Source organism: Streptomyces sp. SudanB25_2051 (assembly GCF_964272635.1).
GTDB lineage: Bacteria > Actinomycetota > Actinomycetes > Streptomycetales > Streptomycetaceae > Streptomyces.
In genome coordinates this window covers 2,230,189-2,256,443 of the sequence record NZ_OZ186787.1, presented here as the reverse complement: position 1 = coordinate 2,256,443, position 26,255 = coordinate 2,230,189, and the positions used below count along the sequence as shown (strand labels likewise).

The window sequence follows — 26,255 nt, the reverse complement described above, 5'->3', positions numbered from 1 at the left end:
ACCGGGGCGGGTTCGGGCCGCCCGCCCGCCTCCGGGCCGCCGCGCGCGCGTGCGGGATGATGGACGGGTACGTCGCTGCACCCGCCGTCGTGTGCACCCCTCGCGCAAGAACCACCAGGAGTACGCCCCATGGCACCGCGCATCCTGCTCGCCCGGCACGGCCAGACCGAATGGTCGCTGCTCGGCAGGCACACCGGCCGGACGGACATCCCCCTCCTCCCGGAGGGCCGGCAGGGCGCCAAGCTCCTGGGCGAACGGCTGCACCGGGGCCGCTGGGCGGGCCTGGAGGGGTACGAGATCCGCACCAGCCCGCTCGTACGCGCGCGTGAGACCTGCGACCTGGCCGGTTTCGGCGGCCGCGCCGAGGAGTGGGACACGCTGATGGAGTGGGACTACGGCGCCTACGAGGGCCTCACCCCCGCCGAGATCCAGGCGGCCCGGCCGGGCTGGCTGATCTGGCGCGACGGCGTCCCGGAGGGCGAGACCCTGGCGCAGGTGTCGGCCCGCGCCGACGAGGTCGTCGAGTGGGCCCGCTCCGCCGACCGCGACGTGGCGGTCTTCGCGCACGGCCACATCCTGCGGACCATCGCCGCGCGCTGGCTCGGCGAGGACATCGCGTTCGGCGCCCGCGTCCGCCTCGACCCGACGAGCCTGTCGGTGCTGGGCTGGGCGTACGGCATGCCGGCCCTGGAGCGCTGGAACGACACCGGCCACATGGAGCCGTAGGCCCGCGCGTAGGGCGGCCCGGCCCCGCGGTCAGTACGCGGGCCCGTCCGGGCTCGCGAAGCGGAACGGCACCGCCAGCCGGGCCGCGACCTCCCGCCCCACCCGCTCGGCGACGACCGCCGACGGGTGGCGCGGCGCGTGGGGCTCGCCGTCCAGCCACCGCCGGGCCCGGTCCGCGTACACGGTGGTCAGCCGCCGCTCGCCGGCCGGCTCCTCGGTGACCGCCACCAGGTCCACGAACCAGTCGTGCACGGTGTCCCCGTCCCACAGGGCCGCCACCGCCGCCACCCGGCCGGGCGCCCCGGCGGCGAGCTCGCTCAGCGTCCGCGCGTCCAGCGGCGGGTCCGGCCGGTACGCGATGCGGTCGCCGTGGTGGACGTACCGGTCGTGCACCACGAGCTGCGCCTCGCGCAGCCCCAGGCCCAGCGGGCGGCCGGCCTCCCAGACGGCCCGTACGGCGAGCAGCCGCGCGTCGCGCAGGACGTGCCCGTCGGCCGCCACGCGCGCGTGGTCGGGCAGCAGCGCCCACCAGGCGCCGGGAGTCGTCTCGGTCATCCGCCCACCGTACGGGCGGCCACGTGGCCCCGGGGAAGATCCGAAAGATGGCCCTAGGCGCCGCCCTGGTGCGGAACGAGGGGGCGGCGCCGGGTGAGGAAGGCGGCGACCTCGGGCCTGGCGCGATGGGGGTGCAGGACGCGGGCGGTCTGCGCGAGCATCGCCTCGATGCGGGTGGACCGCACGTCGCCCAGCAGGTCCAGCACCTGCCCGCCGACCGCGGCCGCCTCGTCCGGGGCGCCGAACCGGGCCAGGTCGGCGGCCAGCTGGGCGCGGTACAGGGCGAGGTTCCGCGCGAAGCCGGGGTCGTTCAGCGCGGCCGCCCGGCGGGCGTGGCGCACCGCGCGGTCCGGCTCGCCCAGCAGCGACCAGCACTGCGCCTCCAGGAACTCCAGCTCGGGCTCCCCGAAGAACGTCATCCACTCGGGGTCGGCGTCCGACGCGCCCCGCCCGAACAGCGTGTGCGCCCGCCCCAGCGCCTCCTCGCAGGACGCCCGGTCGGCGAGCCCTGCCCAGCCGCCCGCCTCGCGCAGCGCCAGCAGCGACAGCAGGCGCGCGGACGACAGGTGCCTGGCCGCGCGCTGCCCGGCCTGCGCGGCCCGTACGGCCTCGCGGAACCGGCCCGCGTCCCTGGCGAGGAACGACGTGTTGGAGAACGCGTGCGCCTCAAGGCCCGGATCGCCCCCCACACGGGCGGTGGCGAGCGCCTCCGCGTAGTGGGAGCGGGCGTCCTCCATGCGGCCCGAGTCGTGCGCCAGCCACCCCACGGACAGGGCCAGTTCGCCGGCGCCCGTGTGGAGCCGGTCCGCCGCGGACTGCCGGGCCGGCGTGCCCGAGTCGAGCAGCGCGTACGCCGACCGCAGCGGCGCCGCGGCCCTGGCGTACAGCCCGTCGGCGCCGTGCCGGTCGTCGAGCAGCCGGATGCGCCGTACGGCCTCCTCGACGGCGGCGACCTCCGGCTCGCCGAAGCGGCCGCCCGCTCGGGGGGCCGGGATCGCCGCCAGCGTGTCCGCGCCGCCCTGCCCGGCGGCCCGGGCTGCGGGTACGGCGGCGAGGCCGAGGGAGGCGGCCGCCACGGTGGCGGTGCCGCCCGTCATGAATGCGCGACGCAGCACGTCGCTCTCCTCATCGTTCCGGAAAGGGGTGGGGGGTGCCGGAGCACCGGCCGCCGCACGCGCGGCCCGGCCCCGTACGCGCTCCCGCGCCACGAACCCCAGGTCGGCCAGCGACCGGCCGGGGAACATGTGCAGGAACACCCGTTCATACGCGTAGTTGGGGCAGCGGATCTCACCCGATTCCACGCGGCCGATGTAACGGGCGTCACACGCCACCTGCTCGCCGATCTCCCGGGCTGCCCGGCGTACCGCGGCGGCGAACTCCCCGGGGGAGCGCTGCCCCCGCAGGCGGCGGAAGGCGAGATTCGGAACTGCCCGTGACGAGGCCATGGCGAGCCCTCTCCTACGTGCTGCCGACGTTCCGGCGGAGCAAGAACGTACCTGCTGTGGCAGTGGCCATACCCATGGTTTAGCTACAAAACGGATATCTCACCCACGATCCGCCATGAAGTGCCATCCTTTGCGGCGGGAAATCGCCGTAGCCGTTGACGCCCCCCGCCGTTGAACCCCCCGGAGAGACGGAACGTGTCTCCACTCGGGGCTCGGGCGAGGAGGGGTTCCCCTTGTTGGAGGTCGGCATGGAGGCCAGCGCACGCGAAGGCGGCGAACCGCAGACCAGCCTGCGGCACGCGCCCACACGGGACGAGAGCGCGCCACCGCCGGGCCCGCAGGACGGCGGCGAGGCCCGCGAGCACCCGGTGGACGACATGGACGACATGGACGAGGCGGACGGGACGGGAGAGGCGGGGGAGGTCTGCGATCTGGTCACCGTCCCCGCCCGGCAGGGCCTGGAGGCGGTCGACATCCTGCGCCGCGGCGCCCCGTCGGTCGGTCCCGTCCTGCACGACGACGCCGGTGGCACGCTCGGTTTCGTCGTCCCGCCGGGCACGGCGGCCGACTGGGACGTGCCGGGCAGCGCCTGCACGCGGACGGACGGGCGCGGCCTGCGGCTCCCCGCGGCCCCGGACGGGGAGCGCGGCCCGGCGCCCGCACCGCCCGTGCCCGGCAGCGGCTGGCTCCTCCCGCCCGCCGACACGGACCCGGTCACGGACCCGGCGCTGCTGCGCGAGGCCCTGGACGAGGCCGCCCGCCTCCTCAGAGCCGCCGACAACTGCCGCTGACGCCGCCACGGGGCGCCGCGCGGTGCCGGCCGTCTCGGGGTGCGGCGCTGCGGGGTGCCGGCCGTCGTGGTGTGCGGCCGCCGTCCTGGCCGCGGCCGGGTTCCGCCGCGGGGCGGCCGATAATGGGCGGGTGGCGAGGAACAGGCAGCGGGGCGGACGGGCGGCGGCGGAGACGGTGAGCGAGCCCGTCGACGGCGGCCTCGCCGAGCTCGTACCCGACCGGGAGCGCCCCCGCGCGTGGACGCTGCTCATCGACGGCGCCCCGCAGTCGCACGTGGATCTGGACGACCCGGCCCACTTGGACTTCGCGTACCAGCGGCGCCTCGGCCACGTCATCGACCTCGCCGCGCCGCCCGGGAGGCCGCTGCAGGTCGTGCACCTCGGCGGCGGCGCGTTCACCCTCGCCCGGTACACCGCCGCGACCCGGCCCCGCTCCACCCAGCAGGTGGTGGAGATCGACACCCCGCTGGTCGGGCTCATACGGCGGGTCCTGCCGCTCGACCCGTCGGCGCGGATACGGGTACGGGGCGCCGACGCCCGCGCCGGTCTCGCCAAGCTGCCCGACGACTGGGCGGACCTGGTCGTCGCGGACGTCTTCAGCGGCGCCCGCACCCCCGCGCATCTGACCAGCACCGAGTTCCTCACCGAGGTGCGCCGCGTGCTGAGGCCGGACGGCCAGTACGCCGCGAACCTCGCCGACGGGCCGCCGCTGGCCCATCTGCGCGGCCAGATCGCGACCGCCGCCGCCGTCTTCCCCGAGCTGGCGCTCGCCGCCGACCCGGTGGTGCTGCGCGGCCGCCGCTTCGGCAACGCCGTCCTGGTCGCCTCCGCCGCGCCACTGCCGGTCGCGGAGTTCACCCGCCGCGTGGCGAGCGACCCGCACCCGGGGCGCGTCGAGCACGGCAGGGCCCTCGCGGACTTCACCGGCGGCGCGGCGCCCGTGACGGACGCGTCGGCGAAGGCGTCCCCGGAACCCCCGCCGTCCGTCTTCCGCGACTAGGCCCCGCCCCCGTCCGGCGGGCCCCGGCACCCGCCGCCCGGAGCGGGGGAGGCTGCGCCTAGGCTTTCGGCCATGCTGCTGGTACACGACGGGACGGCCGAGGCCGACGCTCCCGTGCTGCGCACGGGGGGAGTGCCCCTCGTCCCGGAGGGCTTCGTCTGGCCGGACTGCCGCGCATGCGGCGGTCCCATGATGTTCTTCGCCCATCTGCCCCTCGACCGCGGTGTGATCGCGGTCTTCCTCTGCCAGAACAAGCCCGGCCTGTGCGAGGAATGGGACGCCACGGCCGGCGCCAACCGCGCCTTCGTCTTCAGCGGCCCGCTGGCGGCGGCCACCGTCCCCGCCGGGGGCGAGACGCTGCTCGGCGCGGTGACCGCCCTGCGCCCCCACCCGGAGGACTCCCCGACCGAGGAGCCGGTGCTGGGCTGGCAGGGCGAGGCACCGCACTGGCTGCAAGGCGACGAGACCCCCGCGTGCCCGTCCTGCGCCGCCCGTATGGCCTTCACGGCCGAGTTCGAGGAGGGCGCCGACTTCGCCACGTCGGCCAACTTCGGCGGAGGCGGCCTCGGCTACGTCTTCCACTGCCGCCCCTGCGACGAGGCCGCCTTCCTCTGGCAGCGCTGAACGCCGCCCGGGCCTTGGGCGAAGCCCGGCCGGGCCGCCCGCGCCCGGCGGACCGGACGTCCGCGCCGCCGTGCCGGAGGACCGGGAGGCGGGGCGGTCCGGCGCGCAGCCGGGCGGGGTGTCAGCCCCGTGGCGGGTTGCTCTGCAGCTTGCGGCGTTCGCGGCGGTCGGGGTGGCGGATGATCACGCCCGCCATGCCGCCGGACCCGATGAGCTTGACCAGTGGTGTGCCCGGGAGCCGGTCCGGGGTGGTCTTGTCCTTCAGGCCGCCCACGCCGGGGTCCATGCCGCTGGTGTCCGCCGCCCAGCCGTCGGGGATGACGACCGTGACGCCGGACGTCTCCCCGTACGCCTCCACGGTGACCTCCGCGAGACGGCATTCGACGCGGCTGAAGTCCACCTTCACGCCTCCCACGCCGCCGTGGGCGATCACCCGTCCCGGGACCTCCCAGCGCCCCGGCCCCACGGACGCGCCGGACATGCCGCCCTTGAGCACCAGCGGGGGCCGGTCCGCCGGGGTGGCCGGCCGCGGCAGGTCCGCGGTCAGCTCGGCGAGCTCGGCGTACGTCTTCGAGGTCAGTGCCTGCTCCAGGCGGGCGTCCAGTTCGTCGAAGTCGATGCGCCCCTCGGCCGCCGCGTCGCGCAGCCGCTCCACCACCGCCTCCCGGTCGTCGTCGGAGGCGCGCAGCCTCTCCGCGGGGACGGGGTGCGCGGAGGGCTCCGGAGGCTCGGCAGTCATGGGCCCAGGATAGGCGGGCGGTGGGATGGGGGCGCGTTCTTTCAACAGGGGCCGGGGACAAGGAGGATGGAGCGGACCCGACGTCATGTCAGGTGCGGCGTTCGTCGATCTCCACGCGGGGTGGCGAGTCGTGCCAGACGCAGAACACCGAGATCTCCCGGTCGTCGCGGGTGAACGTCACCCGCAGCCAGCCCTCCGCCTTCCACACCTGCATCTGCCAGCCCGGCGCCGGGGTCGCCGAGACCAGTTCGGCGGACCGCTCACCCAGGGAGAACGCCGTCCGGCCGCCGTCCACCACATAGCTCCTGACCTTCCCGGAGGACGCCGGGGCGGTAGGGGACGGCGTACGGGACGGGTCCGGCGCCCTCGTCGCGGACGGGGCCGGGGGCGCGGGGCGCGGGGCGGAAGGGGACGCGGACGGGGGCGTGGAGGGGGACGCGTTCCCGGAGGGGGAGGACGGCGCCGGGGGGCGGGGGCGGGAGGTGGACGCCGCCTGCGGGGGCGGGCCCGCCGACGTCAGCGGCAGGGCGCTCGGCCGGTCGTACACCGTGCCCGACATCACCGTGTGCACGCCCCACCACGACAGGGTGACCGACCCGCCCGTGGCGAGCGACCACGCCAGGGCGTGAACCAGTCCTCTTCGCATCCGGGCCATAGTGCACCACCCGCCCACCGCGTCGACAACGGTCCCTCGCGTTCCGCCGGATGGCGTACGGTGCGGCCCATGGCAAGTGTGCTCGTGGTCGAGGACGACCAGTTCGTGCGCTCCGCCCTCATCCGGCACCTGACGGAGGCCGCCCACGCGGTGCGGAGCGTCGGCACGGCCCTGGAGGCGCTGCGCGAGGTCGCCCATCACCGGTTCGACGTGGTCATCCTGGACCTCGGGCTGCCCGACCTCGACGGGGCGGAGGCGCTGAAGATGCTGCGCGGCATCACCGACGTGCCCGTCATCATCGCGACCGCGCGGGACGACGAGGCGGAGATCGTACGGCTCCTCAACGACGGCGCCGACGACTACCTCACCAAGCCGTTCTCCGTGGAGCACCTGTCGGCGCGGATCGCGGCCGTACTGCGCCGGGCGCGCGGCACCGGCGAAGCCCCGGCCGGCGCGGTCCTGCGCGTCGGCGGCCTCACCGTCGACCCGCTGCGCCGCCGCGCCGAACTGGACGGGCGGCGGCTCGACCTGACGCGCCGCGAGTTCGACCTGCTGGCGTTCCTCGCCGCGCGGCCCGGCGTCGTCGTACCGCGCCGGGAACTGCTCGCCGAGGTGTGGCAGCAGGCGTACGGCGACGACCAGACCATCGACGTCCATCTGTCGTGGCTGCGCCGCAAGCTGGGCGAGACCGCGGCGAGGCCCCGCTATCTGCACACGCTGCGCGGCGTCGGCGTGAAACTGGAGCCGCCGAGGTGAGATGGGCCCTCGTCAAGGTCGCGCTGGCCGTCACGACGATGGTCGTCCTCGCGTTCGCCGTGCCGCTGGGCCTGGTCATCAAGGAGCTGGCCCGCGACCGCGCCTTCGGCAACGCCGAGCGGCAGGCCGCCGCGATCGGCCCCACCCTGTCCATCACCACCGAGCGCGCCGCGCTGGAACGGGCGGTCGCCTCCACGCAGGCCGGGGCGGCCGGGCGGATGGCCGTGCACATCCCCGCGCCGCCCGAACCGCCCGGCGGCGCCGCCCTGGAGATCGGCACCGGCCGGGCCGCCGGCGCCGACCTGGAGACGGTGCGGCGGGTGCCGCGCGCCTCCGTCGCGGAGGTCGCCGGGGGCTCCGTACTGCTCCAGCCGACCGCGCTCGGCACCGGGCAGATCGCCGTCGTGGAGGTGTTCGTCCCGGAGGGCGAGCTGACCCGCGGGCTCGGCACGGCCTGGCTGGTCCTCGCCGGGGTCGGCGCCGCCCTGGTCGTCGGGTCCGTCGCCGTCGCCGACCGGCTCGGCGTGCGCATGGTGCTGCCCGCCCAGCGCCTGGCGCGCGCCGCCCACGACCTGGGCGAGGGCAGGCTCGGCGCCCGCGTACCGGAGGAGGGCCCCGCCGAACTGCGCTCGGCCGCCGTCGCGTTCAACTCCATGGCCGACCAGGTCGTGCGGCTCCTCGCCAACGAGCGGGAGCTCGCCGCCGACCTGTCGCACCGGCTGCGCACCCCGCTGACCGTGCTGCGCCTCAACGCCGCCTCGCTGGGCGAGGGCCCGGCGGCCGAGCAGACCCGGGCGGCCGTGGAGCAGCTGGAGCGGGAGGTCGACACGATCATCCGTACGGCGCGTGAGGCCAAGCCGCAGACGACGGCGGCCGGGCCGGGCGCGGGCTGCGACGTCTCGGAGGTCGTACGGGAGCGGATGGCGTTCTGGTCCGCGCTCGCGGAGGACGAGGGCCGTACGGTACGGCTCGCCGGAGTGGAGCGGCCCGTACGGGTCCCCGTCGCGCGGCCCGAACTGGCGGCCGCGCTCGACGCGTTGCTCGGCAACGTCTTCCGCCACACCCCGGAGGGCGCCGCGTTCGCGGTGGACGTGCACGACGCCGGCGACGCGGTGATCGTGCTGGTGTCCGACGCCGGTCCGGGGATCGCCGACCCGGAGGCGGCGCTCGTACGCGGCAACAGCGGGGCGCGCGACGGGTCGACGGGGCTCGGCCTGGACATCGTGCGCCGGGTGGCCGAGTCGACCGGCGGCGATGTGCGGATCGGCCGGTCGGTGCTGGGCGGCGCGGAGGTCCGCGTGTGGCTGGGCCTCGGTGTACGGGGCCCTGGCCCGGCCGCCCGGCGGCAGCGGACGCGCCGCACCCGCCGGGCGCGCCGTCGCGGCGCCCCCGCCTGACCGCGCCCGCCACGGAGGTCCGAGACCCCATGCCCCTGCGCTCACACGGCCGCACGCCTGCGCCCCCGGCGCCCGCGGCTCTGCGCCTCCGGTCCCGCGGCCGTCGGCCCGGCGCCCGCGCGGCGGCGTGCCTACGGCTCCACGCGGGTCAGTTCCTCCAGGGCGCCGCCGCCCGTCTCGTCGCCGCGCGTGACGTACAGCTTGCCCTCGCCGGCCGGGGTGATGACCATGCGGCCGCGCACCGGGCAGGAGGACGTGGACGGCTCCAGCGGGCTCAGCACCAGGCGGTCGTTGTGGGCGCCGGCGAGGACGGACACCCATGTGCAGTCCTTGTGGCGGCCCGCACCGGTCGCCGTGGCCACCTGCTTGCCCACGTCGCCCTGCTCGATGGTGATCCTCAGCCGGTCGTCGGCGCGCGCGGCGCCCAGCTGCCAGGTGCCGAGGTACTTGGGGTGCACGGCGGTGCGCTGGGTCGTGGACGGTTCGAGGACCGCCTTCGCGCCGTCCATCCGCCAGTCCAGCTTGCCGTCCGTCCGGGCGGCGAGCGTCAGCGGCGGCGGGGGCGCGCAGTCCTCCGTGCCCTTCGGGACGGCCCGCGTCCTGGTGCCCGCGCCGAGGGTGATCTTCTCGTCGTCCACCGTGCGCAGCGGGCTCTCGCCCTCGCAGAGGGCCCGCGGGCGGGTCAGCCGGACCTTGGCGACGGGCATGTTCCTCTCGCCCTGCCGGATCTCGAACCGGCCGTGCACGCGTTCGCCCGACGCCGTGCGGATCACGCCCTCCCAGGACCCGAGGTACTGGTCGGGGACGGCCCCTTCGATCTTCCTGATCTCGGGCGTCTCCGCCTTGTCGTCCTTGTCGACCAGGATGCCGATGATGATCAGGATGACCGGTACGAGGAGGATGCCGCCGAGGACCGAGCAGGTCACGATGAGCGCGGTCCGGCCGCCGCCGCGGGCCGGGGCGGGCGGTGGCAGGGGCGCGTACGTCTGCGGGTGCGGGGCGTTGTGGACCGGGCGGGGCCCGTAGGGGGAGTGCTGCACCGGCCCGTAGGGGCCGGGCGGCGGCGTGTGTGGGGTGCTCAGGGCCGTCGGCCCGTACGGGGAGGGCCCGTGGGTCGCGGCGAGGGCCGGCGACGCGTCCGGCACGGCGGTGTGCGGGGCCCGCGGACCCGGCACGTGCGGGGCGTGCGCCTGCGGGGTGTGCGGCTGCGGGGCCCGGCGGTCCGCCTGGGGCGCCTCGGTGTCCAGGAGCCGCGCCGCCCGCTGGCCCAGCTGGGCCAGGAGCGCGCCCGGCAGCCAGGCACCCGCCGGTTCCGCGTCGCGCGTCGCGTCGACCAGCTCGGCCACCGTGGGCCGCCCGGCCGGGTCCTTGATGAGGCAGGCGCGGACGAGTCCGGCGACCTTCGACGGCACGCCCTCCAGGTCCGGTTCCTCCTGCGCGATCCGGTAGAGCACGGTGTGGACGCCGCTGTCGGCGCCGCCGAAGGGGGTGCGTCCCGTCGCCGCGTACGCGAGGACGGCGCCCAGGCAGAACACGTCCGACGCGGCCGTGACGCTCTCGCCGCGCACCTGCTCGGGCGACATGAAGCCGGGTGAGCCGACCATCACCCCGGTGCGGGTCCGCACGTCGGCGGCGGCGCTCCGGCCGTCCAGGGCGCGGGCGATGCCGAAGTCGATGACGCGCGGCCCGTCCACCGTGACCAGGATGTTCGACGGCTTCAGGTCCCGGTGGACCAGCCCCACCGCGTGGATCGACGCCAGCGCCTGCGACAGGCCGCTCGCCAGGGCCCGTACGGAGGTGTCCGGCAGGGGCCCGTGGTCGCGGTCGACCACCTCGGTCAGCGACGGGCCCGGTACGTACCCGGTCGCCACCCACGGCACGTCCGCGTCCGTGTCGGCGTCGAGCACCGGGGCGGTCCACTGGCCGCCGACGCGCCGCGCGGCGGCCACCTCCTGGGCGAAGCGCCGCCTGAACTCGTCGTCGCGTGCCAGCTCCCGGAGGACCAGCTTCACGGCGACCGTACGACCGCCCTCGCTGCGCGCGAGGTACACGCGGCCCATGCCTCCGGCTCCGAGGCGGCCGAGGAGACGGTAGGGGCCTATCCACGCGGGGTCTTCAGCGGTGATCGGATGCACCGTCGGATCTTACGCACAGCCGCGCACCCGCCCGGCCGGGGATCACGGCGCCGGTCCGAGCCCCGATCTTTAATCCACGCCGATGCCTTCCTTAAGCGGAGCCTAAGATCCCGGACGGCCGCCCCGAACGCGCCGATTGTCCGTTCCGGCCTCGCTAGCGTCTGCCGCGCACCACCCCCCACACCCCCCACTCCGGACATCCCACACCCCCCACCCGGCAAGACGAGGCAGGCACAGCGATGGGCACAGTGACGCACCGGCGCAGGAGCAGCGGCAGGGCGAAGGCGATCGGCGCGCTGGTCGCGGCGGCGCTGGCGGGAGGCGCGGCGTTCGCCTTCACCGGCACGGCGCAGGCCGGCGCGGTGAGCGCCGCCTACACCAGGACCAGCGCCTGGAGCGGCGGTTACACCGGCCAGTACGTCATCACCAACACCACCGGGCAGGCGCGCTCCGGGTGGACGCTGGAGTTCGACCTGCCGGCCGGGACGCGGCTGAGCTCCCTGTGGAACGGCGAGCACACGGTCGACGGGCGACACGTCACCGTGAAGCCGGCGGGCTGGAACCGGGACCTGGCGCCCGGCGCGTCCGTCACGGTCGGCTTCGTCACCGCCGCCGACCAGGGCGCCGCGCCCGGCGACCCGGCGGGCTGCCTCGTCGACCGGGTGAGCTGCTCCGCCGGGCAGGGCCCCACGCCGCAGCCCTCCGGCCGCCCCACGGACCGGCCCACCCCCGCCCCGACCCCGACGCCTACCGCCACCCCGACGAGCCCCGCGACCCCCGCGCCCACGAGCCCCGCGCCCACCGGCTCCCCGGCGGGCGGCGCCCGGTTCGCCCCGTACGTCGACACCTCCCTCCACCCGGCCTACGACCTGCTGGACACCGTCGAGAAGACCGGCGTCAAGGAGTTCAACCTCGCGTTCATCACCTCCGGCGGCGGCTGCGTCCCGCGCTGGGGCGGTGTCACCGACCTGGCGGACGACAAGGTCGCCGCGCAGATCGGCGCCCTGCGGGCCAAGGGCGGTGACGTCCGGGTCTCCTTCGGCGGCGCCGCCGGCAGCGAGCTGGCGCTCAACTGCGCCGACGCGGCCTCCCTAACCGCCGCGTACGGCAAGGTCGTCGACCAGTACAAGCTGACGAAGGTGGACTTCGACGTGGAGGGCGCCGCCCTGCCCGACGCGGCCGCCAACACCCGCCGCGCCCAGGCCATCGCCCGGCTCCAGAAGACGCGTCCGGGGCTCGACGTGTCGTTCACGCTGCCGGTCATGCCCGAGGGCCTCACCCAGCCGGGCGTGGACCTGCTCGCCGACGCGCGGAAGAACGGCGTGCGGATCGGCGCCGTCAACATCATGGCCATGGACTACGGCCCCGCCTACAGCGGCGACATGGGCCGGTACGCCATCGAGGCGGCCACCGCGACGCAGGCGCAGATCAAGGGCGTGCTCGGGCTGTCCGACGCGGCGGCGTGGAAGACGGTCGCCGTCACCCCGATGATCGGCGTCAACGACGTCACCACCGAGGTCTTCAGGGTCGACGACGCCGCGCAGCTGGTGGACTTCGCCCGCTCGAAGGGCATCGGCTGGCTGTCGATGTGGTCCTCGACCCGCGACAAGCAGTGCGCGGCCGGCGCCGTGAACCACGCCGACCCGACCTGCTCCTCGATCCTCCAGCAGCCCCTGGCCTTCACCAAGGCGTTCGCCGCCTACCGGTAGCCCGCCCGTCGCGGGCCCCGCGAACCGCCGCCCCCCACACCGCGCGCCCCGGCCGTCCACCCCACCCCGGCCGGGGCGCGCGCCCGCCGTCAGCCCGCGACCGGGCCCGCCTCCACGGCCGGCCCCGCGTCCGGGGAGGTCCCGGGCGCCGGCCGCCCGTCCGGGCCGGGGCCGCCGTCCGGGCCCGGCAGCGTCCCCGTACGGGCCAGCCGCGCGTACCAGTGGGCGCTGGCCTTGGGGGTGCGCGCCTGCGTCGCGTAGTCGACGTGCACGGCACCGAACCGCTTCCCGTACCCGTACGCCCACTCGAAGTTGTCCATCAGCGACCACAGGAAGTACCCGCGCACGTCCGCGCCGTCCTCCACCGCCCGGTGCACCGCCTCCAGATGGCCGTGCAGATAGGCGATGCGCTCCGGGTCGTGGACCGTGCCGTCCGGGCCGACGACGTCCTCGTACGCGGCGCCGTTCTCGGTGACGTACAGCGGCAGCTCCGGGTACTTCCGGGCCAGCCGCGTCAGCAGGTCGTACAGGCCCGACGCGTCCACGGACCAGCCCATCGCGGTCCGCTCGCCCGGCGGCTGGTGGAACACGACCTCGTCCGCGCCCGGCCACGGCGAGAACGCGCCGCCGCCGTGCCCGCCGTCCGCCATGCCCGGCTCGGCGCCGCCGGCCGCCGACACCACCGTCGGCGTGTAGTAGTTGACGCCCAGGAAGTCCAGCGGCTGGTGGGCCGTCGCCGTGTCGCCGGGCCGGGCGAACGCCCAGTCGGTGAGCCGCGCGGTGTCCGCGGGCAGGTCCTCCGGGTAGGCGCCGTCGAGCATCGGGCCGAGCCAGATCCCGTTGCCGACCGTGTCGATCCGCCGCGCCGCCTCCACGTCCTTCGGGCCGCGCGTCAGCGGCCGCACCTCGTGGAGGTTGAGGGACACGCCGACCTCGGCGCGCGGCGGGAGGGCCGCCCGCAGCGCCTGTACGGCCAGCCCGTGGGCGAGGTTCAGATGGTGGGCGGCGCGCAGCGCGGCGACCGGGTCCGTGCGCCCCGGCGCGTGCACCCCGGAGCCGTAGCCGAGGAAGGCGCTGCACCAGGGCTCGTTGAGCGTGGTCCACCGCTCGACCCGGTCGCCCAGCGCGTCGGCGACGAGCGCCGCGTACTCGCCGAACCGCTCGGCCGTGGCGCGTTCCGGCCAGCCGCCGGCGTCCTCCAGCTCCTGCGGCAGGTCCCAGTGGTAGAGGGTCAGCGCGGGCCGGATGCCCGCCGCGAGCAGCTCGTCGACGAGCGCCCGGTAGAAGTCCAGGCCCTTCTGCACGGCAGGGCCGCGCCCGGTCGGCTGCACCCGTGACCAGGAGACGGAGAAGCGGTACGCGGTGAGGCCCAGCTCGCGCATCAGCCGGACGTCGTCGCGGAACCGGTGGTAGTGGTCGACGGCCACGTCCCCGGTGTGCCCGCCGAACACCTTGCCCGGCGTGTGGGAGAAGGTGTCCCAGATGGACGGCGTACGGCCGTCCTCGGCGGCCGCGCCCTCGATCTGGTACGCGGCGGTGGCGGCCCCCCAGAGGAAACCGGGCGGGAACGTGCGGGTCGCGGTGAGCGGCCGTGCTTCGGACGCAGTCATAGGAGAGCGCTCCCAACGCGGAGAGGAACGGGCTACGGGAAGAGGAACGGTGAGCGGGGCGGGGCGTCAGCTCTTGACGGCGCCCGAGGTGATGCCGCCCACGATGTGCTTGCCCAGGACGGCGAAGACGGCCAGCAGCGGCAGCGTGGAGATCAGCGCGCCGGTCAGGACGATGGCCTGGTTGACCGTGTGGTTGCCGGAGCCGAGCCCGGCGAGGGCGACCTGGAGGGTCGGGTTGCCGTCCGGGGTGAGCGCGATGAACGGCCAGAAGAAGTCGTTCCACGCCTGGACGAAGACCAGCATGCCCAGCACGGCCATCGCGGGCCGGGCGACGGGGAAGACCACGTGCCAGATGATCCGCAGGCTGTGGGCGCCGTCCACGCGGGCCGCCTCGATCAGTTCGACGGGCAGCGCCTCCAGCAGGTACTGCCGCATGAAGAACACCCCGAACGCGGCGACCAGCGACGGCAGCACCACCGACTGGAGCTGGTCGACCCAGCCCAGGTCGGTGATGATCTGGTAGAGCGGGATGACGCTGAGCTGCGGCGGGATCGTCATGGTCGCCACGACCAGCGCCAGCAGCACGTTGCGGCCGCGGAACGGGAGCTTGGCGAAGGCGAACCCGGCGAGCGTGGAGAAGACGACGGTGGACGCCGCCACGAGCCCCGCCACGACCGTGGTGTTGATCAGCGCCTCGCCCATGTCGACCTGGTTCCAGGCGAAGGTGAGGTTGTCCAGCAGCCGGGGCCCGGGCAGCAGCGGCGCGGGGGCCTCGACGACCCGTTCGCCCGAGTGGGAGGCGGCGACGAGGTTCCAGTACAGCGGGAAGAGGGAGACCAGGGCGGCGAGCCCGAGCAGGACGTAGGTGAGGGGCCCGGCGTGGTGCTGGCGCCCGGCGGCTTGCTTGAGCTTCATGGGTCAGACCTCCGACTTTCCGCGACCGACACGGCCGGCGAGCAGCCGGAGGCCCCCGATGAGCAGCAGGAGCAGCAGCATCACCCAGGCGATCGCCGACGCCTGGCCGAGCGCGCCGGTCACCCAGCCCTTCTCGTACATGAGCAGGCTGAGCGTCTGGAACTGGTTGCCGCTGCCGCCGCTGACGCCCAGGCTGCCGCCGAACAGCATCGGCTCACCGAACAGCTGGGTCGCGCCGATGGTCGAGACGACGATGGTGAAGAGGATGGTGGGGCGGATGGAGGGGATGGTGACGCTGATGAACTGCCGCCAGCGCGAAGCCCCGTCGAGCGCGGCCGCCTCGTACAGGTCCTGCGGGACGGCCTGCATCGCGGCGAGGTAGATCAGCGCGTTGTAGCCGGTCCACCGCCATGTCACGATCACGGAGATGGCGATCTGCGCGGGCCACTTCGACGACTCCCAGTCGACCGGCTCGAAGCCGACCCAGCCGAGCACCGTGTTGATCAGCCCGTAGTCGCTGTTGAACAGCTGGGCGAAGACGAGCGTCGCCGCGGCGATGGAGGTGGCGTACGGGGCGAGGACGGCGACCCGGAAGAAACCGCGGCCGCGCAGCTTGTAGTTGAGCAGATGCGCCAGGCCCAGCGCCATGAGGAGCTGCGGCACGGTGGAGATGACGCCGATGGTGAAGGTGTTGGCCAGCGCGTTCCAGAAGAAGTCGCTGTCCCACAGGGCGGTGTAGTTGTCGAAGCCGCGCCACTCGGCCTCGCCGCCCAGCTCGACCCGGTGCAGCGACAGCCAGCCGGTGTAGATCAGCGGGAACAGCCCGAAGGCGGCGAAGCAGAGGAAGAACGGCGCCACGAACGCGTACGGCGTCGCCTTCAGGTCCCACCGGTAGAGCCGGCTGCGCCACCCGGTACGCGCCGGTGCGGGGGGAGGCTTGGGGGGTGCGGAGGGGGTGACCACGAGGGCGTCGTCCTTCCAGGGTGAATGCGGCGTGGGCTGCTGCGGGGCTCGGGGAGGTTCCGGTTGCGGGCGGGCGTCCCGCACGGCGAGGGGCCTCTGGCCGGGCGGGGCCAGGACCGCGGGGGAGGGCGGGCGCGACCGGACGCCCGCCCGCGGCGAACCGGCACGGCGCACCGCCCGCGGGGCCCTCGGGGCGCGCCGCCCCGGTGAGGGAGCACCGGGGCGGGCGCCGCCCCGGCTACTGGGCGATCTTGTCGTCGACCAGCTTCTTCACCGTCGCCCAGGCGGCGTCGGGCTTGGTGCCCCGCTGCTCCACATCGAGGATCCCGTTGTCCGTCAGGAACGTCTTGACCTGCCCGTCCCACCGGCTGACCGGCGCGGGCGTGATCCCCGCGGCCGCCGAGGAGTAGATCTTCCCGACCGGCGTGTCCCCGAAGTACGGGATCTTCGCGTTCTGCACGGCCGGTGAGGCCAGCGTGTCCTTGGTGGACGGGATGTTGCCGTTCACGCCGAAGACCTTGGCGTGCTGCTCGGGCGCCGTCAGCCACGCGGCGAGCTTCGCGGCCTCCTCGGCGTGCTTGCCGGCCTTCGGCACGGCGAGGAAGGAGCCGCCCCAGTTGCCGGCGACGGGCGGCGCGGCGATGTCCCACTTGCCCTGGTTGGCGGGGCCCGCCTGGTCCTTGATGATGCCGGTCATCCAGGACGGGCAGGCGACGGTGGCGAACCGGGAGTTCTTGAACCCGGCGTTCCAGGTGCCCTTCTCGTCGAACTGGCGCAGCTTCGCGGTCATCCCGCCCTGCGCGGCCTCCACGGCGAGGTTCCACGCGGTCTTGACGCCGGGGCTGTTCTCCCAGTCGAGTTCGCCCTTGTCGTTGGCGTACTGCTGGGGCTGGCTGGACAGGACGGCGTTGAACAGGCCGCTCGCGGAGTCGTGGAAGGAGGTCCCGGCGGGCGCGTTGCGCTGGTACGTCCTGCCGGTGGCGACGAACTTGGCCCAGTCGCCCGCCCACAGCCTGGCGACCTGCTCGCGGTCGGTGGGCAGTTTGGCCTTGGCGAAGAGGTCCTTGTTGTAGCAGATGGCCATGGGGCCGATGTCGGTGCCGAGGCCGATGACCTTGCCGTCGGCGGTGGTGGCCTGCTTGACCTTCCAGTCGAGGAAGGCGCTCAGGTCGGCGCCGCCGGTCTTGGACAGGTCCACCCACTTGTCGCCCAGGGTGGGGCCGGTCGCCTCGGCGATGTAGCCGACCTCGACGGCCTGGATGTCGGCGAGGCCGCTGTTGCGGGAGAGGCGCAGCTTCAGGGTGTCCCAGTACTTCTGCCCGTCGGCGACGTTCGACTCGACGATCTTGATGTGCGGGTTCAGCTTCTCGTACTCGGCGTAGAGCTTGGCGCCGTTGTCGTTGTCGTAGCCGAACGAACCGAAGGTGCCGATCCGCAGGGTGATCTTCCCGCCGTCCGCGGCGGAGTCGTCGCCTCCGCCGTCGCCGCACCCGGCGATCAGGGCCGCGCAGGCCGTGAGGGCGGTCGCCGCGAGCGCGCGGCGGCGGCGTCTGCGGGGCAGGTCGGGGGTGCTGCTGGAAGTGCGCATTCTCCACTCTCCTCGTCCAGGGTGGTGGTGCTGGTCGTGCGCCGGGTCGCGGGCGGTCGGTGCCGGGTGGGCCGGCCGGGTGCCGGGCGGGGTGCCGGTCGGATGCGGGCGGCGTGCGGCGGCTCGGGCGCCGTGGGGCGTCGGCAAGGCGCCGGTGGGGCGCCTGCCGGGTGCCGGTCGGGCGCCGTTCGGGCAGGGGCGGGGGCGTCCGGGCGCGTGGCGGCCAGGGTCGCCACGGGCTTCATGGGAGCGCTCCCACCCGTATGTCCGGAAGGTTGCTGCCTGGCGGGTGCGGGTGTCAAGAGATGAACGCCGATTGCGCGGTACCGAGTTGGCATCGTCCGCAGTGCGGTGCGCGCCTTCGGTTCCTCAAGGCGGCCGAGGCGGGAGGCCGCTGGAGCGGGGCGCCACGATCCGCTAGGTTGGGAGCGCTCCCACTACCCAGGGTCAGGTCCTGGGCCTCCCGCTGAGGCCGGGGAGCGGTGCAGGCTCTGGGGGTGCAGGCTCTAGGTTGGGCCGCATCGGACTGGACGGGAGACGTGACGCCATGGCGGTGAACGGACGGCAGGGCGGCAGGCCCACTCTGGAGGAGGTCGCGGCCCGGGCGGGTGTCGGCCGGGGCACGGTGTCCCGCGTGATCAACGGCTCGCCGCGGGTCAGCGACCGCGCGAAGGCCGCCGTCTCCCGCGCCATCGCCGAACTGGGCTACGTGCCCAACCGCGCCGCCCGCGCGCTGGCCGGCGCCCGTACGGACGCGGTGGCGCTGGTGATACCGGAGACGGAGGCGCGGCTGTTCGCGGAGCCGTACTTCCTCGACATCATCCGCGGGGTGAGTGCCGAACTGGCGGACGCGGACAAGCAGTTGCTGCTGACGCTGATCCGGTCGAGCCAGGAGCGGCAGCGCTTCGAGCAGTATCTGGCGGCGCAGCGCGTCGACGGTGTGCTGCTGGTGTCCGTGCACGCCGACGATCCGCTCCCCGACATCGTGCGGGGCCTGGACATCCCGGCCGTGCTCAACGGCCGCCGCTCCGAGGAGGAGCCGGTGGCGTACGTGGACTCCGACAACGTGGGCGCCGGCTGCTCTGCGGTGGCGCACCTGGCGGAGCGCGGCCGCCGCCGGATCGCCACGATCACCGGCCCGCTCGACATGTACGTGGCGCGCTGCCGCCTCGACGGCTACCGCAGGGGCCTGGCGGCGGCGGGGCTGCCGGGCGACGAACGGCTGGTCGCCGCCGCCGACTTCACCGAGGAGGGCGGCCGGCGGGCGATGCGCGGGCTGCTGGAGCGGTGCCCGGACCTGGACGCGGTGTTCGCCGCGTCGGACGTCATGGCGGCGGGCGCGCGGGTGGCGCTGCGCGAGGCGGGTCGGCGCGTCCCGGACGACGTGGCGCTGGTCGGCGTGGACGACTCGGCGGTGGCCCGCCACATGGACCCGCCGCTGACGAGCGTGCGCCAGCCGATCGAGGAGATGGGCCGCGTGATGGCCCGCGTACTGCTCCAGGAGATCGCCGGCGGGGACGCGGAACCGCGCCGCCTGGTGCTGCCGACGGAACTGGTCGTACGCCAGTCCGCCTGACCCCCGGCGCGGGCGGCCCCCCGACCAGGACCGCCGGAGGCCTGCCGGCCGCCCGTCGGCCGCCTCTCGGACGCCCGTGGGAGGCGGCCCCCCCCGTGGCGCCGCCGGGCGGGTTCCCGTACGGGCTCCGAGTGGGCCCCGGTGCGGAAAACCGCAGGGTGGCGCTGCGCGACCCCGCCGTCACCCGGGTGGTTTGCCTCGTGTTCCGGCCGCTCTTCGGTGCCTAGCGTTCCCCTCGTCGTGAAACGGCGGCCGCCCCGGCGGTCGCCGCGCCAACGGGAGGGGAACAGAAGGTGCGTAGGAAACCGGCCACGGTACGGATCGCGCGATGGAGCGCCACACATCCCTGGTCCGCCATCGGGCTCTGGGTGGTCTTCGTCGCGCTGTGCCTCCTGCTGGGCGGAGCCGCCGGCACCGACCGGATCAGCGACGAGGAGTCGGGGGTCGGCGAGTCGGGCCGGGCCGGGCGCATCACCGCCTCGGGGCACTTCACCGAGAAGCCCGAGGAGAACGTCCTGATCAGCGCCGCGAACGGCGGGAAGCTCGACCTCGCCACCGCGCGGAAGGCGGCCGCCGAGCTGACCGGGAGGATGCGAGCCCTGCCCGAGGTGGAGAGCGTCGGCACCGCACTCCCCGCCCCGGACGGCACGGCCCTGCTGCTGCCCGTGACCATGACGGGCGACACCGAGACCGCCGACACGCGGGTCCAGCCGCTGCTCGACGCGAGCGCGGCGACCGAGCGGGCCCACGAGGGGCTGAGGATCGACCAGGTCGGCACCGGATCCACCGCCAAGGGGCTCGGCGACACCCTGGGCGAGGACTTCGAGAAGGCCGAGCTGATCAGCCTCCCGCTGACCCTGCTGATCCTGCTCGTCGTCTTCGGCGCGGTCATCGCCGCCGGAGTGCCGGTCCTGCTCGCCGTGTCCTGTGTCGGCGCCGCGATCGGGCTGTCCACGCTGGCCTCGCACGTCCTGCCCGAGACCAGCGCGGTGAGCAACGTCATCCTGCTGATGGGCATGGCCGTCGGCGTCGATTACTCGCTCTTCTACCTCAAGCGGGAGCGGGAGGAGCGCCACAAGGGCGCCTCCCACCTGGACGCCATCGAGATCGCCGCCGAGACCTCGGGGCACACCGTCGTCGTCTCCGGCACGACCGTCATCGTCTCCATGGCGGGCCTCTACCTCGCCCAGGAGGCCACGTTCGCGTCCCTGGCCACCGGGTCGATCATCGTGGTGGCCGTCGCCGTCCTCGCCTCGCTGACCGTGCTCCCCGCGCTCCTCGCCAAGCTCGGACGCTGGGTGGACCGGCCGAAGGTGCCCCTCCTGTGGCGGCTCACGATGCGCTCCGGCGAGTCCCGGCTCTGGCCCCTGATGCTGCGCCCCGCCCTCGTACGGCCCGTGCTCACCCTCGTGATGTCCGTCGGCGCGCTGCTCGCCCTCGCCCTGCCGGCCCTCGACATGAAGCTGAAGCAGCCGGGCTCCGACGACCTGTCCCGCGACATCCCGGTCGTCCAGGCCATGGACCGGCTGACGTCCGCCTTCCCCAGCGAGGGCACCACGCACCACGTGGCCGTGCGCGCCCCCGCCCAACGGGCCGGGGAGGTCGAGTCCGCGCTCAGGGCCCTGCTGGGCCGCACCGAGGGGCAGCGGCTGTTCGCCCACGACCGGACGCCCGAGATCCGCGTGTCGGCCGACCGGCGCGTGCACACCGTCGCCGTCGGCACGCCGTACTCGCCGAAGAGCGACGGCGCGCGGGACTCCCTCGAACTGCTGCGGGAGTGGCTGCCCGAGGCGCTCGCGCCCGTCCGGGGCGCCGAGGGCGCGGTCGGCGGCAAGGTCGCCCAGGGGATCGACTTCACCGGCCACCTGGAGGACCGGATGCCGTGGGTGGTCGGCTTCGTCCTGTTGCTGACGTTCGCCACCATGGCCGTCATCTTCCGCTCGCTCGCCGTGGCGCTCTCCGCGATCCTCCTCAACCTGCTGTCGGCCGCCGCCTCGTTCGGTGTCCTCGTCGCGGTCTTCCAGCACACCTGGGCGGAGGACCTGCTGGACTTCCACAGCTCGGGCGCGGTCGTGTCCTGGCTGCCGCTCTTCCTCTTCGTGGTGCTGTTCGGCCTGTCGATGGACTACCACGTGTTCGTCGTCAGCCGGATCCGCGAGGCCGCGCTCGACGGGGCGCGCGTCCGCGAGGCCGTCCGGGACGGCATCACCCGGTCCGCCGGCGTCGTGACCAGCGCGGCGATCGTCATGGTGGCCGTGTTCGCGGTCTTCGGCACGCTCAGCATGGTGGAGTTCAAGCAGCTGGGCGTCGGACTGGCGGCGGCGATCCTGATGGACGCCGTGGTGATCCGGATCTTCGTCCTGCCGGCCCTGATGACGGCCCTCGGCCGGTGGAACTGGTGGCCCGGTGGCCTCGACGCCGCCCGCCGGGGCCGACACGCGGCCGGACCCTCGACCACCCGGCCGCCGCAGCCCGACCCGTCCCTCGCCGGCTCCTCCAGTCAGGTGTGACCGGTGTCCGGCATGGGAGAGCAGCCTGCCGCGCCGCTCACGGCGCGAGCAGTGCCGCGACCGCCGTGCGGGCGTGGCGGGCCGGGGCCGGGTCGCCGGTGATGCCCGCCGTCACGATGGCCCCCTCGGCGAGCAGGAAGACCGGTTCCGCCACCGGCACCCCGGTCGCGGCGACCCACTCGGCGACCTGGTCGTGGAACGCCCGCTTGTGCGCGCGCACCTCGGCCAGCACCGCCTCCGACGAGGAGCCCAGCTCCCCGTGGGCGTTGATCCAGGCGCAGCCCCGGAAGCCGGGCGTCCGGAACCACTCGGCGAGCCAGTCGAAGACGGCCAGCACGCGCTCCCGGGGGTCCGGGACCCGCTCCACCGCGGCCGTCAGTTCGCCCCTCCACCGCTGGTCGCGCCGTCGCAGCACCGCCACGACCAGGTCCTCCTTCGCCGGGAAGAACCGGTAGATCCGCTTCAGCGGCAGGCCCGACGCCGCGCGCACCTGGTCCATCCCGACGGCCTGGATGCCCCGCTCGTAGAAGAACCGCTCCGCCGCGTCGAGCAGCGCCTCGAGGTCCAGGCGGTTCTGCTCCTCGGTGATCGGGGCCGGCATCCGGGGCTCCTTGACGTAGAGAACGGGCGTTCCCTACCTTAGTCCGCACCAGTGGAGAACGCCCGTTCTCCATACGAGGAGGTCACCGTGCCGGAAGATCGCCCGCCCTGCCCGCCGTTCGACCGCGAGTCGGCGCTGCGGAAGGTCCAGGCCGCCGAGGACGCCTGGAACACCCGCGACCCCCGGCGCGTGGCGCTCGCCTACACCCCGGACTCGGTGTGGCGGAACAGGGATGTGTTCCTCCGGGGCCGCGAGGAGATCGTCGCGTTCCTGACCCGCAAGTGGGAGCGCGAGCGGGACTACGCGCTGCGCAAGAGCCTCTGGGCGTTCGACGGCGACCGGATCGCCGTCCGCTTCCAGTACGAGTGGCGCGACGCCGGGGACCAGTGGTGGCGCAGCTACGGCAACGAGCTGTGGGAGTTCGACGAGCACGGCCTCATGCGGCGCCGCGAGGCCAGCATCAACGACACCCCCATCGCGGAGGCCGACCGGCGCATCCGCGGCCCCCGGAGCGCCGCCGAGCGAGGCGCCGGCATCCCGCTCCGCTAGGGCCTGTCCCCCGGATCGCCCCGGAGCCCCGGAGCCCCGGAGCCCCGGAGCCCCGGAGCCCCGGAGCCCCGGAGCCCCGGAGCCCCGGCGCCCGGAGCCCGGCGCCCCCGGCCGTACCGGCGGCCGGGGGCGGGGCGGTGCCTACGCGGGGCGGGCGTACGGGCGCGTCATGATCTCCATGTTGTGGCCGTCCGGGTCGTCGAAGTAGGCGCCCCGGCCGCCGAAGAGGCGGTTGATCCGTCCGGGCTCGGTGTGGTGCGGGTCGGCGTAGTACGTGACGCCGGCCGCCTCCAGCCGGTCGATCATCGTGTCGAACTCCTCGTCCGGCACGAGGAACGCGTAGTGCTGCGGCGTGACGGGGCCTTCCGCGGCGTAGAAGTCCAGCGTCACGCCGTTGCCGGTGTCGACGGGGATGAACGGCCCGAACGGCGCCCCGACCTCCAGGCCGAGGATTCCCGCGAGGAACGCGGCGGAGGCCCGCTTGTCGGAGGCGTGGACGACGGTGTGGTTGAGATCGGCGGTCATGGTGACCTCTCCTGAGGGGTGAGGGAATGCGGGGACGGCTCGGTGCGCGCTCGACGCGCGCGGCACCCCCCGGCGGGCCCCTGGCCCGCCCCGTCCTCACGAAGAGGCCGGGGACTTCTCTCGCTCAGGCCTCGACGAGGCCGACCCGGCAGTCACGCTCCGACCGTAACCACTCCCGCCACCCGCGCACCACGCGTTTCCGGCCGTTCCCCCGCGGACCCTGGCCCCACTACTAAACTTTGACTAGTTTGCCGGTATGGGAGAGCAGACGATTCCGGTCCTGCCGTGCCGGACCCTTCAGCCCGTACTGGACTTCTACACCGCTCTCGGATTCGAGGTGACGTTCCACCAGTCGAGCCCCAACCCGTACGCGGTCGTCCGGCGGGGCGGCCTGCAGCTGCACTTCTTCGGGATGCGGCGGTACGAGCCGGCCGAGTCGTACAGCACCTGCGTCGTGCGCACCGAGGACGTCGACGCGCTGTACGAGGACTTCCGCGCCCGCCTGAAGGCCGCCTACGGGCGGGTGCCCTCGCGGGGGCTGCCGCGGCTCGGCGCGCTGCGGACCGCCTCGCACGGCGTCCGGCAGTTCCTGATGACCGACCCGGGCGGCAACTGCCTGCGCGTCGCCCAGGAGCTCGGCGCGGACCAGCACCACAGGCCCGCGCCGGAGGGTGCCGTGGCGCGCGCCCTGCACCACGCCGCGCTGTTCGCCGACTCGCGGGAGGACCCGGCCGCCGCCGCCCGGGTCGTCGACCGGGCCCTGGAGGCGGAGGGCGAGGAGGCGACCCCGGTGCAGCTCCTGCGCCTGCTGGTCCTGCGGGCCGACGCCGCCCGCCGTCTCGGCGACGAACCGGCCGCGCTCGGCGCCCTGGCCCGCGCCCGTGCCGTCGTCCTGGACGCCGCCGGCGAGGAGGAGGCCCGAGACGACCTGCGCAGACTCGCCGAACTCGCCGAGGGCTGAACGCGCCCGGCACCGGCGACCGCGCCCGCCGTCCGCGCCGCCGCCGGGCAGGGCGCCGCGCACGCTGGGGCCCCCGCCCCCGGGTCTGGACCGCACCGGGGGCGGGGGCTCGTTCAGGGGCGGGGCGTCAGAGCGCCGGGTGGGCGTTCTTCAGCAGCTCCTGGAACTGGGCCGAGAACCAGTGGCCCGAGACGGGGGCGTCCGGGAGGGCGCCCGACATGTTGTAGTTGTTCCGCGGGTTGCCCGTGTACGTCGGGTCGCACATCCGGTCGAAGCCCTTGCCCTCGTCGTTCGGGATGGCCTTGCTCGACCCGTCGGACTCGCCCGGGGGCTTCATCCACACGTACGCGTCGATACCCGGCTCCGGGTTGGCCCGCGGCCGCTCGCCGAGTCCGGCACCGGCCTGGTTGCACCAGTTGCCGAGGTGGATGCGCCGGTCGTAGCGGCCGCCGTCGACGTAGGTGTCGACGCTCGTCGTCGCGCCGGGCCCGGTCGGCCTGGCCGTGCCGCCCCAGCCGTTGCGGGAGGTGTCGATCAGCATGCCCAGCTTCGGGTCGAAGCCGATCCGCACCAGCTCGTTGCGCATGGCCTGCGCGTACGACAACTCGTCGGTGTACCGGTTCCAGTCGACCCACTTGGAGGTGCGCACCGACTGGCCGTTCACCGTGTCGTTGATGGTGAAGTGGTCCTCCTTCAGGGCGCTGTAGTTGGCCGTGTTGACGATGAAGCCGTGGACGTTGGCGACCGTGGAGCCCTCGGCCGTCGCCGCCTGCTTGAAGATCTGGGCGGACGCGCCGAAGTTGTCGTCCCAGCCGAGCCAGCCGTGGTGCCCGGCGTCCACGTAGTTGTAGACGTTCTTGACCGCGCCGAGCTTGGCCAGCGCGTACCCGACGCCCTTGACGTAGTTGCCGTTGGCCTTCATGACGTCGCAGTTGGGCGTGGCCGTCGGGCGAGGGGTGACGTTGGTGACCAGGTTCGGGAGGCTGTCGATCTCGACGGTCGTGACGATCCGCAGGCCCGCGTACTTGGGGTCGGCGAGGATCTGCGCGATCGGGTCGATGTACTCCTTCTTGTAGCGGTCGATCTCCGTCGGGCCCAGCTCGCCGTTGGAGGCCAGCGCGGCGCAGTCGCGGCCCGGCAGGTTGTAGATCACGAGCTGGATCGCCAGCTCGCCGCTGCCCTTCTGGCGCAGGGCCTCGTCCAGGTGGTCGCGCAGGCCCATGCCGCCGTTGACGCCGTTGATGGCGGCGATCCGGTCGAGCCAGACGCCCGTGGGCTGGTTGGAGACCTTGGTCCCGCCCGGTTCGGCGGCCGCCTTCGCGGACCACTCGGGGTTCACGTACACCTTGGCGCCCGCGTACGGGTTGTCGACGCGGTCGCCGACCGGCGGCGGGTCGGTGGGCGGCGGGTCCGTCGGCCCGGTCGAGCCGTTGCAGACCACGCCGTTCAGCTTGAACGTGGCCGGGACGGCGTTCGTCCCGCTGTACGAGCCGTTGAAGCCGAACGACGTGGACGCGCCGGTGGCGAGCGCCCCGTTCCACGACACGTTCTTCGCGGTGACGGCCGCGCCCGACTGGGTGATCCCGGCGTTCCAGTGCTGCGTCACCTTCTGGTCGCCGGCGAAGGACCACTCCAGCGTCCAGTTGCTCACCGGGTCGCCGGTGTTGGTGACGGTGACGTTCGCGCCGAAGCCGTTGCTCCACTGGCTGGTCACCGCGTAGTCGACCTTGCAGCCCGGCGCCGCGGCCCCGGCGGGGGACGACAGGGCGGTCGCGGTGGCGCCGGCGGTGGCGATCAGCGTGCAGGCGGCGAGTACCGCGGTGCGGCGCCGCCGTGGCGGGGGGCGGAGTGTGGTGGTGCGGGTGGCGGGGGCGGTGCTCATGCGGCTCATGGGGGTGGGGTTTCCTCTCTGGGGATGGGAACCA

Annotated in this window: 23 protein-coding genes; 11 read left to right on the top strand and 12 right to left on the bottom strand. The window is 74.6% G+C overall.

Annotated elements, in window-relative coordinates; genetic code table 11:
* Window positions 1-129 precede the first annotated feature (129 nt).
* Window positions 130-726 carry a histidine phosphatase family protein gene (locus ACSUPT_RS09975; protein WP_351965892.1) on the top strand — a complete coding sequence of 199 codons (597 nt, stop codon included), beginning with the start codon at window positions 130-132 and terminating at the stop codon, window positions 724-726.
* A gap of 30 nt (window positions 727-756) precedes the next feature.
* Here ACSUPT_RS09975 and ACSUPT_RS09970 read toward each other — a convergent pair whose 3' ends face one another.
* Both ACSUPT_RS09970 and ACSUPT_RS09965 read right to left on the bottom strand, forming a co-directional pair.
* Window positions 757-1,281, bottom strand: a complete 525-nt coding sequence (locus tag ACSUPT_RS09970; protein ID WP_399219293.1) for a hypothetical protein — start codon at window positions 1,279-1,281, stop codon at window positions 757-759.
* Between the two features lie 53 nt (window positions 1,282-1,334).
* Window positions 1,335-2,726, bottom strand: coding sequence for a tetratricopeptide repeat protein (locus ACSUPT_RS09965; protein ID WP_436944078.1), 1,392 nt, complete (start codon window positions 2,724-2,726; stop codon window positions 1,335-1,337).
* A gap of 248 nt (window positions 2,727-2,974) precedes the next feature.
* On the opposite strand from ACSUPT_RS09965, the gene ACSUPT_RS09960 reads away from it, so the two are divergent.
* The 3 genes from ACSUPT_RS09960 (at window position 2,975) to ACSUPT_RS09950 (ending at window position 5,141) form a co-directional block, all read left to right on the top strand.
* The gene (locus ACSUPT_RS09960) at window positions 2,975-3,517 is read left to right on the top strand and encodes a hypothetical protein (RefSeq protein ID WP_436944077.1); all 543 of its coding nucleotides are present in this window, start codon (window positions 2,975-2,977) and stop codon (window positions 3,515-3,517) included.
* A 130-nt stretch (window positions 3,518-3,647) separates the two neighbouring features.
* Entirely contained in the window at window positions 3,648-4,517 is an 870-nt protein-coding gene (locus tag ACSUPT_RS09955) for a spermidine synthase (RefSeq protein ID WP_436944076.1), read from the top strand.
* Window positions 4,518-4,589: 72 nt separating this feature from the next.
* The gene (locus ACSUPT_RS09950) at window positions 4,590-5,141 is read left to right on the top strand and encodes a hypothetical protein (RefSeq protein WP_436944075.1); all 552 of its coding nucleotides are present in this window, start codon (window positions 4,590-4,592) and stop codon (window positions 5,139-5,141) included.
* A 121-nt stretch (window positions 5,142-5,262) separates the two neighbouring features.
* Here ACSUPT_RS09950 and ACSUPT_RS09945 read toward each other — a convergent pair whose 3' ends face one another.
* Window positions 5,263-5,880 (bottom strand): DUF1707 SHOCT-like domain-containing protein, encoded by a 618-nt coding sequence (locus ACSUPT_RS09945; protein WP_436944074.1) that lies wholly within the window; start codon window positions 5,878-5,880, stop codon window positions 5,263-5,265.
* An 88-nt stretch (window positions 5,881-5,968) separates the two neighbouring features.
* Window positions 5,969-6,535, bottom strand: coding sequence for a hypothetical protein (locus ACSUPT_RS09940; protein ID WP_436944073.1), 567 nt, complete (start codon window positions 6,533-6,535; stop codon window positions 5,969-5,971).
* Between the two features lie 69 nt (window positions 6,536-6,604).
* Between ACSUPT_RS09940 and ACSUPT_RS09935 the strand changes: the two genes are divergently transcribed.
* Together ACSUPT_RS09935 and ACSUPT_RS09930 are read left to right on the top strand one after the other, a co-directional pair.
* Window positions 6,605-7,291 carry a response regulator transcription factor gene (locus tag ACSUPT_RS09935; protein WP_351965885.1) on the top strand — a complete coding sequence of 229 codons (687 nt, stop codon included), beginning with the start codon at window positions 6,605-6,607 and terminating at the stop codon, window positions 7,289-7,291.
* Window positions 7,288-8,688 carry a sensor histidine kinase gene (locus tag ACSUPT_RS09930; RefSeq protein ID WP_404143135.1) on the top strand — a complete coding sequence of 467 codons (1,401 nt, stop codon included), beginning with the start codon at window positions 7,288-7,290 and terminating at the stop codon, window positions 8,686-8,688. The genes ACSUPT_RS09935 and ACSUPT_RS09930 overlap by 4 nt, the downstream gene beginning before the upstream one ends.
* A 131-nt stretch (window positions 8,689-8,819) precedes the next feature.
* On the opposite strand, the gene ACSUPT_RS09925 is transcribed toward ACSUPT_RS09930, so the two are convergent.
* Window positions 8,820-10,823 carry a protein kinase domain-containing protein gene (locus ACSUPT_RS09925; RefSeq protein ID WP_436944072.1) on the bottom strand — a complete coding sequence of 668 codons (2,004 nt, stop codon included), beginning with the start codon at window positions 10,821-10,823 and terminating at the stop codon, window positions 8,820-8,822.
* Window positions 10,824-11,062: 239 nt separating this feature from the next.
* Here ACSUPT_RS09925 and ACSUPT_RS09920 point away from each other — a divergent pair, with 239 nt between their 5' ends.
* Window positions 11,063-12,532, top strand: a complete 1,470-nt coding sequence (locus tag ACSUPT_RS09920) for a glycoside hydrolase family 18 protein (RefSeq protein WP_436944071.1) — start codon at window positions 11,063-11,065, stop codon at window positions 12,530-12,532.
* Window positions 12,533-12,621: 89 nt separating this feature from the next.
* Here the strand turns inward: ACSUPT_RS09920 and ACSUPT_RS09915 are convergent, their stop codons facing one another.
* From ACSUPT_RS09915 to ACSUPT_RS09900, 4 genes are all read right to left on the bottom strand, one after another.
* A complete protein-coding gene (locus ACSUPT_RS09915; RefSeq protein WP_436944070.1) occupies window positions 12,622-14,142 on the bottom strand; it encodes a GH1 family beta-glucosidase in 1,521 nt (506 codons plus the stop codon).
* 66 nt (window positions 14,143-14,208) lie between these two features.
* Window positions 14,209-15,057, bottom strand: coding sequence for a carbohydrate ABC transporter permease (locus ACSUPT_RS09910; RefSeq protein ID WP_351965880.1), 849 nt, complete (start codon window positions 15,055-15,057; stop codon window positions 14,209-14,211).
* A gap of 3 nt (window positions 15,058-15,060) precedes the next feature.
* A complete protein-coding gene (locus tag ACSUPT_RS09905) occupies window positions 15,061-16,020 on the bottom strand; it encodes a carbohydrate ABC transporter permease (protein ID WP_351965879.1) in 960 nt (319 codons plus the stop codon).
* A 238-nt stretch (window positions 16,021-16,258) separates the two neighbouring features.
* Window positions 16,259-17,608 carry an ABC transporter substrate-binding protein gene (locus tag ACSUPT_RS09900; protein WP_351965878.1) on the bottom strand — a complete coding sequence of 450 codons (1,350 nt, stop codon included), beginning with the start codon at window positions 17,606-17,608 and terminating at the stop codon, window positions 16,259-16,261.
* Window positions 17,609-18,155: 547 nt separating this feature from the next.
* Between ACSUPT_RS09900 and ACSUPT_RS09895 the strand changes: the two genes are divergently transcribed.
* Window positions 18,156-19,184 (top strand): LacI family DNA-binding transcriptional regulator, encoded by a 1,029-nt coding sequence (locus ACSUPT_RS09895; protein WP_351965877.1) that lies wholly within the window; start codon window positions 18,156-18,158, stop codon window positions 19,182-19,184.
* A gap of 293 nt (window positions 19,185-19,477) precedes the next feature.
* Window positions 19,478-21,694, top strand: a complete 2,217-nt coding sequence (locus tag ACSUPT_RS09890) for an MMPL family transporter (protein ID WP_436944069.1) — start codon at window positions 19,478-19,480, stop codon at window positions 21,692-21,694.
* 37 nt (window positions 21,695-21,731) lie between these two features.
* Here ACSUPT_RS09890 and ACSUPT_RS09885 read toward each other — a convergent pair whose 3' ends face one another.
* Entirely contained in the window at window positions 21,732-22,295 is a 564-nt protein-coding gene (locus ACSUPT_RS09885) for a TetR/AcrR family transcriptional regulator (protein ID WP_436944068.1), read from the bottom strand.
* A gap of 87 nt (window positions 22,296-22,382) precedes the next feature.
* Between ACSUPT_RS09885 and ACSUPT_RS09880 the strand changes: the two genes are divergently transcribed.
* Entirely contained in the window at window positions 22,383-22,844 is a 462-nt protein-coding gene (locus tag ACSUPT_RS09880; protein ID WP_365727792.1) for a nuclear transport factor 2 family protein, read from the top strand.
* Window positions 22,845-22,985: 141 nt separating this feature from the next.
* Here the strand turns inward: ACSUPT_RS09880 and ACSUPT_RS09875 are convergent, their stop codons facing one another.
* A complete protein-coding gene (locus ACSUPT_RS09875) occupies window positions 22,986-23,369 on the bottom strand; it encodes a VOC family protein (protein ID WP_351965873.1) in 384 nt (127 codons plus the stop codon).
* 256 nt (window positions 23,370-23,625) lie between these two features.
* Between ACSUPT_RS09875 and ACSUPT_RS09870 the strand changes: the two genes are divergently transcribed.
* The gene (locus tag ACSUPT_RS09870) at window positions 23,626-24,330 is read left to right on the top strand and encodes a bleomycin resistance protein (RefSeq protein WP_403501361.1); all 705 of its coding nucleotides are present in this window, start codon (window positions 23,626-23,628) and stop codon (window positions 24,328-24,330) included.
* A 127-nt stretch (window positions 24,331-24,457) separates the two neighbouring features.
* Here ACSUPT_RS09870 and ACSUPT_RS09865 read toward each other — a convergent pair whose 3' ends face one another.
* Entirely contained in the window at window positions 24,458-26,212 is a 1,755-nt protein-coding gene (locus ACSUPT_RS09865) for a glycoside hydrolase family 6 protein (RefSeq protein WP_351965973.1), read from the bottom strand.
* Between the last annotated feature and the right edge of the window lie 43 nt (window positions 26,213-26,255).